The organism is Streptomyces sp. NBC_01233 (assembly GCF_035989305.1).
Taxonomy (GTDB): domain Bacteria; phylum Actinomycetota; class Actinomycetes; order Streptomycetales; family Streptomycetaceae; genus Streptomyces.
On sequence record NZ_CP108514.1, the window covers coordinates 728393 to 742755 of the forward strand.

Consider the following 14363-nt stretch of genomic DNA (forward strand, 5'->3'; position numbering starts at 1 on the left):
ACTGAACTGCCGGGTCTTCGCGAGAAGTCGACCAGGGTCTGAAGCCCCGGCAGGCGGATACTGCGACTCGCCGAGGTCAGCGAAATGAGTCGATGTTCTCGCATACCCAGTCGTCGTAGGTGCGCAGCGGACGGCCGGTGATGTCCTGCACGGACGGCTGTTGGTCGGCTGTCCACTGAGCGAGTTCGGCGAATCGGGCACCGTACTCTTCAAGAGCGAACAGCGTCACGTCGACCGCACCGCCGGGCCAGCCGAGATGCTGCCAGATGGTCCGGCTCTCGTCTGGCGTCAGCTCGACGGTACCGATGTCGCGGCCGAGAGCGGCGGCGATGCTCCGTACGCGTGATCGTGTGCTCAGCGGCGGGCCCACCGCCTCGATGACCGTCCCCGCGTAGTCATCGCCGATCAGGGCCGCAGCCGCTACGGCGGCGAGGTCCTCCTCGTGGATGAAGGGATAGTGGCCCTGGTTGAGGAAAGCCTCTCGGACCACCCCGTCGGCGCGGACGGTATCAGGCCAGTCCGACCCTGTCGCCGGGTAGGTCCCCTCGATGACGGCACCCATCACGGCCGACGGCCGGATGTGCGTCCAGGCGATGTCCGAGCGTTCCACCGCCTTCTCGATCGCCAGCCAGAACCAGGTCTCCGGCGGATTCGCCTCCTCGTACTCCGGTCCATGAGACGACAACAGGACGATCTTCCTCACGGCGGCGTTCCGCGCCAGGGTCAGGGCGTCCTGGACCGTGGACGGATGGGCGCCGGCAAGGAACACGGCCTCGACACCGTCGAAGGCTCGGGCGCACTCCAGCGGCCGGGTGATGGAGCCTTCGACGACTTCGACCGTGTCGGGCCAGCCGCCGCACTGGTCCGGCTCGGCGATCACCCGCACATGCCGGCCCGAGGTAAGCAGTTGCCGTGCCAGGCGCCGGCCGACGATCCCGGTCGGGCTGTTGCCTTCGTCCCTACGCGGGCTGACGGCGGTCAGCAGGTAGACACCTTCGGTTTTCGGCACCGTCTGAATTCTGCTCGAACCCTTTCACAGCAAGACCTTTCAACGCGTGAGCGTGGATCTTGCACCTGGCCCGGGCACGGACGGCCTCTGCCGTGCAGCGTGGACGCAGAACCAAGGCTGCGGATCGAGATCGGTGAGCTTACCAGGAGCAGTGACAGGCCCGCAGCAGGCCGTAGCGTCGAGCGGGGAGACGCTCAGGCTGGCCGCCCCTGGACACGGGCCTTCTTTCTGGCCCACTCGTCACGGAAGCGCGGTCGAACCAACTGTGGCGCTCGGACGGCGTCAGCGGCGGGACGTTCCGAGAGTCTGGTCGGCCGTCGCGAAGCGGTGCTCCGTCGGCTTCGGCACGTCGTGGAGGTAGCCGAAGTACTCCGTCTCCGCCGTTCCTGTGAGCACTGCCAGCAAGAAGGCCAAGCACCCCATGTCGTGGTGCTCCCACAGTGGGCCGCGCCCCTCGTTGTAGAGCACGGTCCATTCATCGGGCTGCTGGCCGGGCCTCGCCAGCCAGTACAGGAAGGCCCCCGTGCCCTCCTCGAATGCCCACGGAAGGACCCGGGCCCCCGCCTCCAGCAGGCCGGCAGGCTTCGCCTCGAACTCCCACAGGTCGGCCAAGATCTCGTCCCGTTCCGTCGTCTGCGCGTGCAGGTCGCACTCGCTGAAGGCGGAATCGGGGACGAGTAGCCAGATCGTGTCGTCGAAGATGCCGTCGCCGTATGTCTCGACGAGCTGCTTGTAGTCAGCGGGCAGAGCCGCACCCAGGGCGCGCTCGGCCTGTGCCCAGTCCACACCGGGTGGAAAGTCGGCGGGCGGCGGGCAAAGGCGGACGAGGGCATCGAGGGCATCGAGGGCGATCATGGAAGGGACGCTACTGGCATCGCAACCGGTGCCCGCGGTCGGGCGGCCAGGGCGGCGCGCATCCGAATCGGCTCCGGCCCAGGAGCCGCTCCCTGGGTGAAGGCCTCGGGACGTTCTCACACCCAGTCAGGGTGCCAGTCGCATGGGCGGGGTTCCGTGAGCGAGGAGACGGGTCCACCGGGAAGACAGCGCTGGAGCGCCAGGGGCGTCTGGCGCGGGCCTGTCCGCAGCGGACGGAACAGGCCCGTGAGCCGGACCCCCCGGGGGACGGGGGGTCCGGCTCACGAAGCACTGACCGGACGTCACAAAGGAAGAGTTACTTCGGCATCAGGACGGTGTCGACGATGTAGACGTCGGCGTTGGCGGTCTTGACGTTTCCGCACACGACCTTCGAGGTGTCGTTGACCTTGTAGGACTCACCCGAGCCACGCGTGGTGAGCCTGGTCTTCTCCAGGGTCTCGAAGGAGCCGCTCTCCAGCTGCTTCGGCGTGAGCTTCTCGCCGACGACGTGGTAGGTGAGGATCTTGGTCAGCATGGCCTTGTCGGCGAGGACCTTGTCGAGGTCGGTCTTCGGGATCTTCGCGAAGGCGTCGTTGGTCGGTGCGAAGACCGTGATGTTCTTGGCGTTGTTGAGGGTGTCGACGAGCCCGGCCTGCTTGACTGCGGCGACCAGCGTGGACAGCGCCGGGTTGTTGGACGCAGCTGTGGCGACCGGGTCCTTGGCCATGCCGTCGAAGGAGCCGGCGCCCTCGGCGGGAACCCCGGCACAGGCCGGACCGAACGGCTTGCCTGCCGTCATCGACGCATCCGGGGTCGGGGAGTATCACGAAAGCGGTGTTCACCACTCGGTTGGCGTAGAGGTTTCTCGTTGGTCTGGTTGGCTCACACACGTTCGGCCGAGAGGCGGCCGTCGAAGGCGATGTCGAAGGCGTTCATGGCCTCTTTCCAGCGGCTGGTCCACCGCTTGCGGCCCTTCCCGGTCGGGTCGAGGGCGAGGGTGGTGAGGTAGAGACGCTTGAGGGCGGCGGTCTCGTTCGGGAAATGCCCGCAGGCGTTGACCGAGCGCCGGTAGCGCGCGTTCAGGCTCTCGATCGCGTTCGTGGTCGAGATGATCTTCCGGATCGGCGGTGGGAAGCCCAGGAAGGGCACCACCTCGCTCCAGGACCTTTCCCAGGCACGGACCGCGGCCGGGTACTTGGCCTGCCATTTCTCGCTGAACTCGGCGAGCCGGGCGAGGGCCTCGTCCTCGTTGGCGGCGGTGTAGACGGGCCGCAGGTCGCGGGCGGCCTTGTCCCAGTCGGCGCGCGAGATGTACTTCAGCGTGGTGCGGATGAGGTGAACGATGCAGAGCTGGACCACCGTCTGCGGGAAGACGGTGTTGACCGCCTCGGGCAGGCCCTTCAGGCCGTCGCAGACGAGCATGAGCACGTCCCTCACGCCGCGGTTCTGCAGCTCGGCAAGGACGTTCTGCCAGTATTTGGCGCCCTCGCCGCCGTCCCCGGCCCACAGTCCGAGGATCTCGCGGTGGCCGTCGCAGGTGACCGCGAGGACCACGTAGATGGGGCGGTTCGCCACCGCACCGTCTCTGATCTTCACGTTCACGCAGTCCACGAACAGGACCGGATAGACCGGATCGAGCGGGCGCGTGCGCCAGTCGGCCATGGCGTCCAGGGCCTTGTGTCGGCGTACGGGCTCTGATGCAGAGGTGCGTACGGGTTGATCTACAGAGGTGACTCGGCGTGTCGGGGTGGGGCCCGGCTCGATGAGAGGAGCCTGACGCTGATCTTGTGAAGCGTCGAGGAGGGCCTGTCGGATGTTGCTGGAACCGGGGCGGTGGCTGGAGCTGCGGCGTTTCCGGGCTCTGCATGAGGCGGGCGCGAGCATCTCGGAGATCGCTCGGGAGACCGGTCTGAACTGGCGTACGGTCAAGAAGTATCTGGAGAGCGACGGTCCTCCGGTTCCGCCGGCTCCGGCGCCGCGCTCGGATCTCGGCAACCAGGTGATCAAGCCGTGGGCGCATGTGATTGATGCGTGGCTACGGGCTGAGGTGCTGCTGAAGGCCGCGGTCATCCATGAGCGTCTGGTCGAGCAGTATGCCTTCCCGCACCACTACCAGCGCGTCAAGATGTACGTGCAGCAGGCCCGACCCCGCATCGCCGAGGAGTTGGGATATACCCCGCGCGAGCTGGCGAAGTTGCACCGCCGCTTCGAGGTGGTGCCCGGCGCCCAGGCCCAGGTCGACTGGGGCGACGAGGGCAACATCCTGGCCCATGTCGGCATCCCGAAGGTCTACTCCTTCCACATGACCTTGTCCTACTCCCGAGATCCGTTCTGCTGCTTCACCACCAGCCAGAATCTGGCATCGTTCTTCGAGTGCCACCGGCGGGCGTTCGCGCACTTCGGCGGGGCGCCCGGGGTGATCGTCTACGACCGGACCAAGACTGTCGTGCGCCGTCACGTCGCCCCGGGCGAGGCGGTCCCGTTGCATCCGGAGGCCGTGGCGTTCGCCGGGCACTACGACTTCGACATCGACGTCTTGGCCGCCTACCGGCCGACGGGGAAGGGCCGCGTCGAGCGCCAGGTCCTCATCGTCCGCGATCATGTGCTCGCGGGGCGGTCCTTCTCCAGCCTGGATGACATGGACGGGGCGTTCATGGCCTGGGTGCCCCAGCGCCGGGCGCGTACGCACCGCACCCACGGCGAGGTGATCGGCGTGCGGGCCAAGCGGGATCACGCCGCGCTGCGGGCGCTGCCCGCCAAGCCCTACATCGTGGCCGATCGGCACCTGCGACACGTGGCCAAGGACTGCCTGGTCGCCTTCGACGCCAACCTCTACTCGGTGCCCGCCACCAAGGTCCGCCACCGCCAGCTCGTCGAGGTCAGAGCCTCCGCAGGCACCGTGGCCCTGCATTCCACCGTGCCCGACGCGCAGGGCATCACGCTGCTGGCCGTGCACTCCCGCGCGGTCGGACGCAGCGCGAGGATCGTGGATGAGGCCCACTGGAAGGCCCTGCCCGACGGACACACCCGCGCCACCACCACCGACCTTCCGCCACCCGTGAGCAGGCCGGCCCGCTCCGGCGCCGAGGAACCGGGCGGTCTGATCTCGCTGCTGACCCGGGCCAGAGCCGCGCAAGTCCACGTCGGCACCCGTCCGCTGGCCCTCTACGACCAGATCGCCGGCACCCGCCCGTTCAACCCCGCCCCCATCGACCCCAAGGACATGCGTTGAGCGAGCTGGTCACCGCCCGGATCCGCACCACCGCCACCAAACTCGGCCTGCCCCACCTCACCGAGGCCCTGGCCGAGCACGTCGGCCGGGCCGACGCCGCGTCGATGGCCTACCTCGACTTCCTCGACCTGGTCTTGGAAGAAGAACTTGCCGTCCGTGAAGAACGCCGCTTCCGCCACGCGCTACGGGTCTCCCGCCTGCCACACCACAAGACGATTGAGGAGTACGACTTCTCCTACCAGCCCGAACTCGACCCCAGGAAGGTCAAGGACCTGGCCACCCTCGCGTTCGTCGAGGCCAAGTCCAACGTCGCGCTGCTGGGCCCGCCCGGGGTCGGCAAGACACATATCGCCGTCGCGCTGGCTGTCGCCGCCTGCCGGGCCGGCTACTCGATCTACTTCACCACCCTCGACGACATGGTCCGCCAGCTCAAGGCCGCCGACTCCATCGGCCGCCTGGCCAGCAAACTCCGCACCTACCTGCGGCCTCACGTTCTCGTGGTGGACGAGGTCGGCTACCTCCCGCTGGAGCGTGACGAGGCAAACCTCGTCTTCCAGATGCTCTCCAAGCGCTACGAGAAGGGCTCCACCCTGCTGACCTCGAACAAGAGTTTCAGTGAGTGGGGTCAGGTCTTCGGCGACGACGTCCTGGCCACTGCCATCATCGACCGCCTACTCCACCACTGCGAGATCCTCGCCATCAACGGCGCCAGCTACCGCCTGAAGAACCGCCTCACAGCCATCGAAGGCGGCATCACTGCGGCCAGCTGACACAGGATCAAGCTCTGCACATCAGCCCGTACACACCTCTGCACTACAGCCCGTACGCCGACACCTTGATGCTGAACGGAAAATCGAACCTCAGCCGGGCAGGCGGCAGCGTCCGTTCCGCGGAGCGGGACGGACGTCGGGAACGAGGAGTGCGGTCAGGCCGCAGTAGTGGGGGCGGCGAGGGTGACCTGGTGGCCGAGGGCCTGGAGCTGGCGGACGAGGTCGCGGGTCTTGCGGGCGGGGTTGAGATGTCGCTGGTGCCAGTCGGCGCCGAGTTCCTGGTAGCGGGCGTCGGGGTCGTTGATCAGGTGCCAGGTGATGACGAGTATCGAGCGGGCGACGGCGACGAGGGCTTTGGCGTGGCCGCGGCGTTTGACGATCCTGCGGTAGCGGGCGCCGAGGAAGGTGTCGGTGCGGGCGGCGGCGTTGGCGGCCTCGCCGAGGGCGCCCTTGAGCCAGGGGTTGCCTTTGCCGGCTGGGCCGGTGGTGTTCTTCGCTCCGGACTGGATCGTGCGGGGGCACAGCTTCGCCCAGGAGACCAGGTGCTCGGGGGTGGGGAAGCGGCTCATGTCCAAGCCGATCTCGGCGAGGATGATCTGGGCGGTGGCCGGTCCGATGCCGGGGACCGCGTCCAGACGCTCGGCCAGTTCCCGCGCGGTCACAGCGTCACGGGCTGACGACGTGCTGGTGTCGTCTGTGCGGGGCGGTCCGGTTCCGGTGCCGTCGTGCGGGGCCCTGGTCTGTTCCATGAGGTCGGCGATCAGCCGGTCGAGTTCCCGGACCTGCGCGGTGAGGTGGTCGATGGTGCCCAGCAACACTCCCAGCAGGCGGCCGTGATGTTCTTCGAACTGCCCGGTGAGTGCCTCGGCCAGGGCCGGCTTCTTCTTCACCAGGCTCCCCTTGGCGAGATCCGCCAGAGCTCGGGGGTTGCGTTCACCGGCGGCCAGGGCGTCGAGCATGGCCCGGCCGGAGAGGCCGAAGAGGTCCGAGACAACGTCGGACAGCTTGATCTGCGCGTCCTGCAGGGCCTTGTCCACCCGGTGCTTGTGCCGGGTGCGTTCCTGGATGAAGACCGTGCGGGTGCGGGTGAGGTCCCGTAGCTGCCGGACCGGCTTGGGCGGTACGAACGAAGCGCGGACCATGCCGCGTTCGGCGAGCTTGGCCAGCCAGACCGCGTCCAGCTTGTCGGTCTTCGGCCGGCCCGGGACGTTCTTCACATCGCGGGCGTTGACCAGCCAACATTCCAGGCCACGGGCCTCCAAGAGGTAGAAGAAGGGCCGCCAGTACGAGCCCGTCGCCTCCATCACCACCCGCTGGACACCCTGGCAGACCAGCCGGTCGCCGAGCTCGAGGATCGCGTTCGTGGTGGACGCGACCGTCCAGACCTGCTGGACGCGCCGGCCTTCAATGGTGTCGTGCGGGACGCGCAGACACACCATCCCGGACGCCTTGGCGATGTCGATCGCCGCGACCCGGGCAACACTTCCGTCGTCGTGGTCCTCCCTGGACTCCTCCATCGTCTTCCTCCCCTTGCGCAAGGTGCGGGCGGGGGCTGCCCGGGAAGCCTGAGGGGAGACAGAGAAGCTGAACGGCGTGCTCGAGACGACAGTGTGCGGCCCCTCGGACGGCTCCCTCACCAGACTCCTATGCGGGCTCACAGCCCAAACATCAAGCGGCGTCGGCGGACAGCCCCCGTACCGATTTTCACGCTCGCGAGGCGTCAACCGCAGGTGAACGGCTGACTCCTATCAGGTCATGCTCCGCCCGGCCGGAGCCCTGGGGAACCGGGCCCCGGCGGTCGGACAGATCAAGGCAAGGACAGTCCAGCAGGACGTCAGTCAGTGATTGGGTCACGACCACCGGGGACCCGTGTACCACTATGACTGTCGGTGATGGTGGAGACCGTCTCCTTGGAGGTCTCCATGCCGTACGTCTCGGCGAGATGCGCGACGATCTCCCCGGAGGTGAGCCCCTTCGCGGTCAGCGAGAGGACCATCTCCTCCAGGCCGCCGGTGCGGCGCGCGTACTTCGGCAGCAGGCCGGAGGTGAAGGTGCCCAGCCGGTCCCGGGGGACCTGCACCGTCACACTGCCGACCTCCGTCATCACCTTCCGGGACCGGTGGCCGTTGCGGGCGTTGCCGCCCGAGCGCGAGCCCCGGCCGCCGGTGCGGCCGGCCTCCTCGGCCAGGTGCAGGTCCATCTCCGCCTCGACGGCGGCCTGCATCAGGTGCCGGGTGAGCTCGACCAGCAGGCCGCCCTCGCCCATCAGCCTGAGCCCGCCGTCGCGGACCTTGCCGGCGGCGAGCTCGGCCAGCTCGTCCATCAGCCCGGGGCTCAGCCCGTGCGCGGCCGCCGCTTCCCGGCTCGCCGCCGTCATCTTCGATGTCACACCGGCACCGTCAACGTCCCTGTCGAACACCGCAACCGACACGCCGTCAGCGTCCTCGATCAGGTGACCGTTCTCCGCGTCCATCAGGGGTCCCTTCTGAGCAAGTGCCCACCTGATTCATGACACTCCCTCCCCCGAAGCCCCGGTTCGCGAGGCTGGTGAGGGCGGTGCGGGAGCGGGGCGGCAATGGGCCCGGTGGTGGCCCTCCGTGGTGCCTGCCGCGGGCGGACCGAGTTCTGCGGGTGGCGATGTACTGCCGCACGGACCTCATGAGCGGCAGCCCGCCCCGCTGGCTTCGTTCGCTTCGAGGGGCAGCGTCTGTCCAGCAGTCTGAGGGCCGTCGGCCATCCGCGTGCCCGCTGATGTTCACGGCACATGACGTCACTCCGACCTTCGCGGCTCGTCCTGCTCATGCGGGTCATCGGGCGTGGTCGGCGTCTGCGGTGAGGGGCCGGGGCCCCGTCCGGGCTCTCCCGCGGAGCCAGGTCGCTTCCTGCGGATCAGTCCTCCAGCAGCTGCCGCAACCGGCAGGCGTACCACGTGGTCGCCGCGCACACCGCCACGTAGATGACGACGCCCTGGAGAGCGAAGTTGACGTGGTGGAACTCCCACTGCGCCGCCCCCGGTTCGGTGCCGTACCGGGGGTTCTCCCAGATGTACGGAAGGAACTGGGCGGCGATGTAGAGGGCGGTCAACTCCCCGAGGCGCCACAGCCAGGCCCGTCGGTCGGTGCGGATCAGGGCGCGGACTCCGGCGAGCGCGTTCCCGGGCTGCCACCGCGGGCCCGCCGGGGCGACCCGGGCGCAGACCGCAGGCACCAGGACCACGGCCGCGATCACGAGCCCGACCAGTAACGCGTTCAGCAGTCCCGCCGTGCTTTCCGAGCCGACCCGGCTGCGGCCCTGGGGCGCGAGGAGCACCGCCAGGATCGGCAGGTGGGTGATCAGAGCGGCGAGGTACACGCGGCCGAGCTGCGCGGCCGAGGGCGGACCGGGGCGACGCGGGCGCGAACGCGTCGGTGTCTGGGGTGCGGTCATGCGGCTGATCCCATCACATCCTTTCACTTTGGTGAAGTAGTTTTCTTCACCAAAGTGAAAGACTTGTACGCTGACCGGCATGAGTACCGAACGCGACGGCGCCGCGCTGGGCCACGAGCTCAGCCTCTGGGTGGTGCTCTACCACGAGCAGCTCGCGGCCCGCCTGCACGTCAACGCCACCGAGCACAAGGTGCTCGGCATCATCGCCCGCACCCCCGGCACCACTCCCGGTCGGCTCGTCGGCGAAACCGGCCTCAGCAACGCCGCCATCACCAAGATCATCGACCGGCTTGCCGCTCTCGGATACGTCGAACGCGCCAGGGATCCCGGCGACCGCCGCCGGTTCACCCTGACCGCCACAGCCGCGCACCGCCGCGTCCTGGGTGCGGCCATGGCCCCGATGACGGCAGGGATGGCCGAAGTGGTGCAAGGCCTCGACGAGTCCGAACTGGCCGCCGTCGGCCGCTGGCTCACCGGAACCGTCGCCGTCATGCGCGAGGCCGCGCTCGCCCTGGCCGAGGAGAACCGCAACGGTGGTCCGAAGGAAACGGCCAAGCTAGCCCCTGCCGGGGTGCACGGTGAGGCGGCCCGTGAGGGCGGCGGGCCGTGAGGGCGGCGGGCCGTGAGGGCGGCGGGCCGTGAGGGCGGCGGGCCGTGAGGGCGGCGGGCCGTGAGACTGGTCTGCCGAGGTCAGCCGGCCTTGGCCGATTCTTCGGCGCGGGCTCGTGTGACGGGCGAGGGTATGGATGGCGGCCGCGTCGATGTCGGGGTTCGCGTCGAAGTCGAAGGTCCGCAGGGACCTGTCCCGGGGGAAGCCGGCCAAGGAGATCAAGAGTCAGCTCTACGGACGAGCCGGATTCGACCTACGCCGCTCCGCGACCACTCCCCAGAACCGAGCGTCGAGAGCAGTGTGTTGCTCTGCTTCGAAGCGTGGCCGGCGGGGTGAGATGCGGGTGTCAGGCGGTTTGTGTCTGCCGGTCATCGGTCCGACCAGTGTCCGATGGGACGGTGGGGACAGGTGCGGCACTCGAAGACGTAGACGTTGACGCCGCAAGTGTCCAGAAGGGTCGGGTTGAACGCCTCGGATTCCCATAGCCAGCGGGTCTCGGTCTCCTCGGCGGCCCGGTCTTCCTCGGGAAGCCACGTGCGCCAGGACTCATTGTCGAATTCCCCCTCGGTCACGGTCAGAAGGTGCTCCATCCGGCCGCCGCACGTTTCGCAGTCCGGCCAGCAGGGCTCCTGGCGCCAGCCCGGATAGCCGCCCAGCTTGATCCCCGGCGCGTCGGCGAGATGCGACGAGTAGCGCAGCCCGGTCTCGGCCAGCAGCGCCTCGAAACGGTCCTCAAGCGCTTCCTCGAGATCCCGGGACAGGTCGTTCCTCGGGTATTCGGTCACCCGCTCGGGGTGAACGACACAGGGTGCCGGGTACCAGCCGTCGGGAAGCCCGGCCGCCGCCGGTGCGGGCGTCGGCCCTGCCTCCCGGATGGCACGGGAGTCCCTCCAGTACACCAGGGGCAGCGGGTAGCAGTAAGTGCCGTGCGCGTAGGGACACCACAGGACCTGGAGCAGATCTGCGCCCTCGGGAAAGGACAGGCCGGGTACATCGACGCGGCGGACCTGCACGATGGGGGCCATGGGTGCGGCCGGTTCAAGGCGGCTCGTGGTGTCCGGGTCGTAGTGCTCCGCAGTGCACACCGGCCATGGTTCGTCGGCCGGCCACATCAGAGGACCCCCGACAGAGCTGTCACGGAATGTCGGAGAACCGGGGCGCGGGTGGAGGCGGACGGACTCACGGCGGAAGGGAAGCAGCTCGGGGAAGAGGCTCTCCACGTCGACCGGGCGGGCAGGTGTGTGACGGGGCATGTGCCGAACTCTAGAACCGGAGTACGACAGCCAGCCCCACCGGCCTTGTCGCGCTCTGGACCAGGGCACTGCATCATCTCAAGAGGATCGAGAGCCTGCTCCACAGTCGAGCCGGATTCGTACTTCTCCGCGCGGTGATCCTGTTTCAGCAACGCTCCGCGACGACTCCCCAAGATCTGCGCCAGAACCCACGACCCGTGAATAGGGCCACCCCGCTGTTCGGGATCTCTTCGGCGACGGTCTGCAAGCGCCTCCAGGGCCTGCGGCCGTTGCGCGCGCCGGAGCCGGCGCTGAGGAGCCGGCGTCGCCGACCAGGGCCTTCGCTTCCCACCGGGTACGTGTCGGCGTGCGTCAGCCGGCGGTCCCGGGCGCCTCGGCCGACGACCGGTACACCCGGTCGCAGCGTGCGGGGTCGCTCAGGACGTTGGCGAGGAACAGGCCCAGATCGAAATCCTCCGGCTCCGCGAGGGCCGTCAGGTCGTCCTCGTCCAGCTCGTCCGCGGGACGCGGGTAGTCGATGTGGCGGGTGCCCACGGTGAGCCTGTTGAGGGTCTCGCCGCGTTCGTGGCGCGCCCCGAGGCCTTCGGTGACGGCGATGTCCTCGGCGCCCAGGAGCAGCCGCAGTGTTCCCCCGGCCCGGTAGAGGACCGCCAGGGTGTCGCCGAGCCGCCCGAAGGTGCCGGCGATCCCGCTGTGATCGAGCGGGCCGCTGCGGTGACTCACCGGCCCGAGTACCGCGGTGCCGGGGTCGAACGGCGCCCGCTCGGCGAAGGCCTCGAACGACACGACCGTGATCATTGCTCCTGCGTCCCTCAAGCCGAGGTCCGGTCCCCGTGGGCTGGTTCCGCCGTGCTGCCGCGATTGTCCTCGACGTGGACGACGTGGAGTTCGGTTCCGTCCCGGTGGCGCTTGGACCGTCCGTGGAGACCGACCGCGATGTCGGAGCCGTCATCCGGTTCGTCCGGGCCGACGTAGGTGAGGACGTCGTGGTGGTGGCCGGTGACGACCCAGCCCTCGGCCTGCTTGAGGTCGATCACCGCGAAGTCCGCGGCCGGGGATCCGACGTCTACGGGGCCGAATTCCTTCAGGATCTCGGTGGCCTGCTCGGCGAGCACTCCCTCCGGAGCCGTCAGGACGACGCACGTGCCCTGCTCGAACAGCACCCACGAGTTGCGGGGGTCGATGAGGATCCGCCGCCAGACGTCTATGAGCATCTCGGTGTTCATGGCTGTCATCCTGCCGCAGAGTACCGACACAGGCCGGCGATCCATCGAGAGCGTCGGGCCATGAGCGGTCGGGTCCAGTCCGTTGCGCAGCGGTGGCCCGTGTGATCATGACCGTCGGCACATCCGCACCTCATGGGGGGACCATGCGCACCCGCACCACCACGGCCACGACCGGCTTCGTTGCCGCGCTCGCGGCGCTGCTCGTCCTGGCCGGCTGCACCGCGTCGAAAGGGAGCCCGACCGCGAGCCCGAGCGCTGCGGTGGGTTCCGTGGCCACCGTGCCCCCGCAGAGCGGCGGGCCCGGGGCCGGGGCCGGGTTCGAGGGGCCTCGGCCGCAGGATCAGAACCTCTTGGCGTGGACCGGCGACCCCAACGACGCAGGTCACGTCACCGCCCAGTCGGCCGCCGGGGTCGGCGGGCGGGTCACCCTGGTACGGATCGTCCTGCGCGAGCAGATCACCTGGTCGAACATCTGGCTGGGCCTGGCCGGCATCGACCCGAACGCCCAGCTCGCCAACTGCTACCTCGGCGTGTACGACGCCACCGGCAAGCTGGTCGCGGCCACTGCGGACATCTCGCCCCAGCTGATGACCGATGCGATCGCCAAGCCGCTGGCCCTCGGCAAGCCGTTCACCGCTGCCCCGGGAACCTACTTCATCGCTCTCCTCCTCAACGGGAACTGGGCCACCAACGCCCTCACCCTGAAGTCCACGGGCGCCGGGATTTCGGTCAACGCCGGTCTGACGCCGCCCCATCTCCGGTACAGCACAATCCTGACCGGCCAGACCTCGCTGCCGGCCGCCGTGAACCTCGCCGAGCAGTCCACGAGCACCATCAACACCGGATGGGCCAGCCAGTGGTACGCGATCTCCTGAGCCCTGGCAGCAAGCCTGACAGCCGGTCCCCCCACTGCTGAACCGTGCCGTGCTGCTGCCTCAGCGGTCCTCATCGAGGCGTCGTCCTTTCCGGAGTGGGCGTGGGGACGGAGTCGCGTGAGCGGGTGGGGGGAGGGATCTGGGTCGCGGCGATCGCGGCGAGCGCGAGGCCGAACCCCGCGAGCTGGATCGGGCCGAGTGTCTGGCCGAGCAGGACGGCACCGAGCACGGCCGCGACCAGCGGCGAGAGCAGGACGAGGACCGCGACCGAGGCGACGGGCAAGGTGGCGATGCCGCGGAACCAGAGGACGTAGGCGATCAGACCGCCGACCAGGCCCAGCCAGAGGTAGCCGAGGGCCGCGGGCGCGTCGATCGCGGGAGGCGTCCCCTCGACGAGGAAGGTGACGGGCACCAGGAATACGCCACCCGCGGTGAGTTGCCAGCCTGCGAAGGCGGTGGGACCGGCCCCGGCGGGCCGTCCCCAGCGTTTGGTCAGGGTCAGGCCGAGCGCCATCGAGGCCGCGCCGGCGAGGCCCGCGGCGATCCCGATGACGTCGAGTGCCGCGTTCGGCCCGATCACCACCAGGCCGACGCCCCCGACTCCGATCACCCCCCAGGTGAGGCGCCAGGCGGACGGGCTCTCGTGGAGGACCGCCACGGCCAGGACGGCGACCATGAGCGGCTGGGCCGCGGCCACGGTGGCGGCGACACCGCCCGGCAGGCGTTCGGCCGCCACGAACAGCAGGGGGAAGAGCAGCCCGATGTTCAGCACGCCGAGCACGGCGGCCTTCCCCCACCACGCACCGCGCGGCAGTGTCCGGGTGATCGCGAGCGCGATCAGGCCGGCGGGCAACGCACGCAGCAGGCCCGCGAACAGCGGGTGCCCCTGCGGGAGAAGCTCGGTGGTGACGACGTACGTCGTGCCCCATGCCAGGGGTGCGAGCGCGGTCAGGGCGGTGCGGGGCAGATTCCCGTGGGCACCGGCTCTGCCGGTTCCGCGCATGCCGCTCGAAGCTCCTGAAGTGGGACTTGGACTGGGACTCGGGCTGGGACGTGAGCCTGTCATGCACGCAGTCTCGGTCGGCACGATCGATGAGTCCAATACAT

12 protein-coding genes and 4 pseudogenes are annotated in these 14363 nt (G+C 69.1%); 4 read left to right on the forward strand and 12 right to left on the reverse strand.

Going from position 1 to position 14363, the window contains the following annotated elements; translation table 11 throughout:
• Positions 1-76 precede the first annotated feature (76 nt).
• The 4 genes and pseudogenes from OG332_RS03695 to OG332_RS03710 all read right to left on the reverse strand — a co-directional run.
• Positions 77-1009 carry an SDR family oxidoreductase gene (locus OG332_RS03695; protein WP_327412064.1) on the reverse strand — a complete coding sequence of 311 codons (933 nt, stop codon included), beginning with the start codon at positions 1007-1009 and terminating at the stop codon, positions 77-79.
• A 282-nt stretch (positions 1010-1291) separates the two neighbouring features.
• A complete protein-coding gene (locus OG332_RS03700) occupies positions 1292-1864 on the reverse strand; it encodes an SMI1/KNR4 family protein (protein WP_327412065.1) in 573 nt (190 codons plus the stop codon).
• A gap of 316 nt (positions 1865-2180) precedes the next feature.
• Positions 2181-2684: pseudogene (locus tag OG332_RS03705) on the reverse strand (fasciclin domain-containing protein); the annotation flags it as partial.
• 62 nt (positions 2685-2746) lie between these two features.
• Positions 2747-3541, reverse strand: a pseudogene (locus OG332_RS03710) (IS256 family transposase); the annotation flags it as partial.
• A gap of 136 nt (positions 3542-3677) precedes the next feature.
• Between OG332_RS03710 and istA the strand changes: the two are divergent.
• Positions 3678-5096: an IS21 family transposase gene (gene istA / locus OG332_RS03715; RefSeq protein ID WP_327411910.1), complete on the forward strand. Its 1419-nt coding sequence runs from the start codon at positions 3678-3680 to the stop codon at positions 5094-5096.
• A complete protein-coding gene (gene istB, locus OG332_RS03720; RefSeq protein ID WP_327411911.1) occupies positions 5093-5866 on the forward strand; it encodes an IS21-like element helper ATPase IstB in 774 nt (257 codons plus the stop codon). The genes istA and istB overlap by 4 nt, the downstream gene beginning before the upstream one ends.
• A 155-nt stretch (positions 5867-6021) precedes the next feature.
• Here the strand turns inward: istB and OG332_RS03725 are convergent, their stop codons facing one another.
• The 3 genes and pseudogenes from OG332_RS03725 to OG332_RS03735 form a co-directional block, all read right to left on the reverse strand.
• On the reverse strand, positions 6022-7383 hold the full coding sequence (locus tag OG332_RS03725) for an IS110 family transposase (RefSeq protein ID WP_327411792.1): 1362 nt from the start codon (positions 7381-7383) through the stop codon (positions 6022-6024).
• Between the two features lie 368 nt (positions 7384-7751).
• Positions 7752-8189, reverse strand: a pseudogene (locus tag OG332_RS03730) (transposase); the annotation flags it as partial.
• Between the two features lie 566 nt (positions 8190-8755).
• Entirely contained in the window at positions 8756-9292 is a 537-nt protein-coding gene (locus OG332_RS03735; RefSeq protein WP_327412066.1) for a hypothetical protein, read from the reverse strand.
• 79 nt (positions 9293-9371) lie between these two features.
• Here OG332_RS03735 and OG332_RS03740 point away from each other — a divergent pair, with 79 nt between their 5' ends.
• Positions 9372-9902: a MarR family winged helix-turn-helix transcriptional regulator gene (locus OG332_RS03740; RefSeq protein ID WP_327412067.1), complete on the forward strand. Its 531-nt coding sequence runs from the start codon at positions 9372-9374 to the stop codon at positions 9900-9902.
• A gap of 123 nt (positions 9903-10025) precedes the next feature.
• Here the strand turns inward: OG332_RS03740 and OG332_RS03745 are convergent.
• The 4 genes and pseudogenes from OG332_RS03745 to OG332_RS03760 all read right to left on the reverse strand — a co-directional run.
• Positions 10026-10121, reverse strand: a pseudogene (locus OG332_RS03745) (IS21-like element helper ATPase IstB); the annotation flags it as partial.
• Positions 10122-10270: 149 nt separating this feature from the next.
• Entirely contained in the window at positions 10271-11155 is an 885-nt protein-coding gene (locus OG332_RS03750; protein WP_327412068.1) for a DUF1963 domain-containing protein, read from the reverse strand.
• 351 nt (positions 11156-11506) lie between these two features.
• Positions 11507-11953, reverse strand: coding sequence for a hypothetical protein (locus tag OG332_RS03755; protein WP_327412069.1), 447 nt, complete (start codon positions 11951-11953; stop codon positions 11507-11509).
• 14 nt (positions 11954-11967) lie between these two features.
• On the reverse strand, positions 11968-12381 hold the full coding sequence (locus tag OG332_RS03760; protein WP_327412070.1) for a hypothetical protein: 414 nt from the start codon (positions 12379-12381) through the stop codon (positions 11968-11970).
• A gap of 143 nt (positions 12382-12524) precedes the next feature.
• Here OG332_RS03760 and OG332_RS03765 point away from each other — a divergent pair, with 143 nt between their 5' ends.
• Positions 12525-13256 carry a hypothetical protein gene (locus OG332_RS03765; RefSeq protein WP_327412071.1) on the forward strand — a complete coding sequence of 244 codons (732 nt, stop codon included), beginning with the start codon at positions 12525-12527 and terminating at the stop codon, positions 13254-13256.
• Between the two features lie 70 nt (positions 13257-13326).
• Here OG332_RS03765 and OG332_RS03770 read toward each other — a convergent pair whose 3' ends face one another.
• The gene (locus tag OG332_RS03770) at positions 13327-14259 is read right to left on the reverse strand and encodes an EamA family transporter (RefSeq protein ID WP_327412072.1); all 933 of its coding nucleotides are present in this window, start codon (positions 14257-14259) and stop codon (positions 13327-13329) included.
• Positions 14260-14363: the final 104 nt, after the last annotated feature.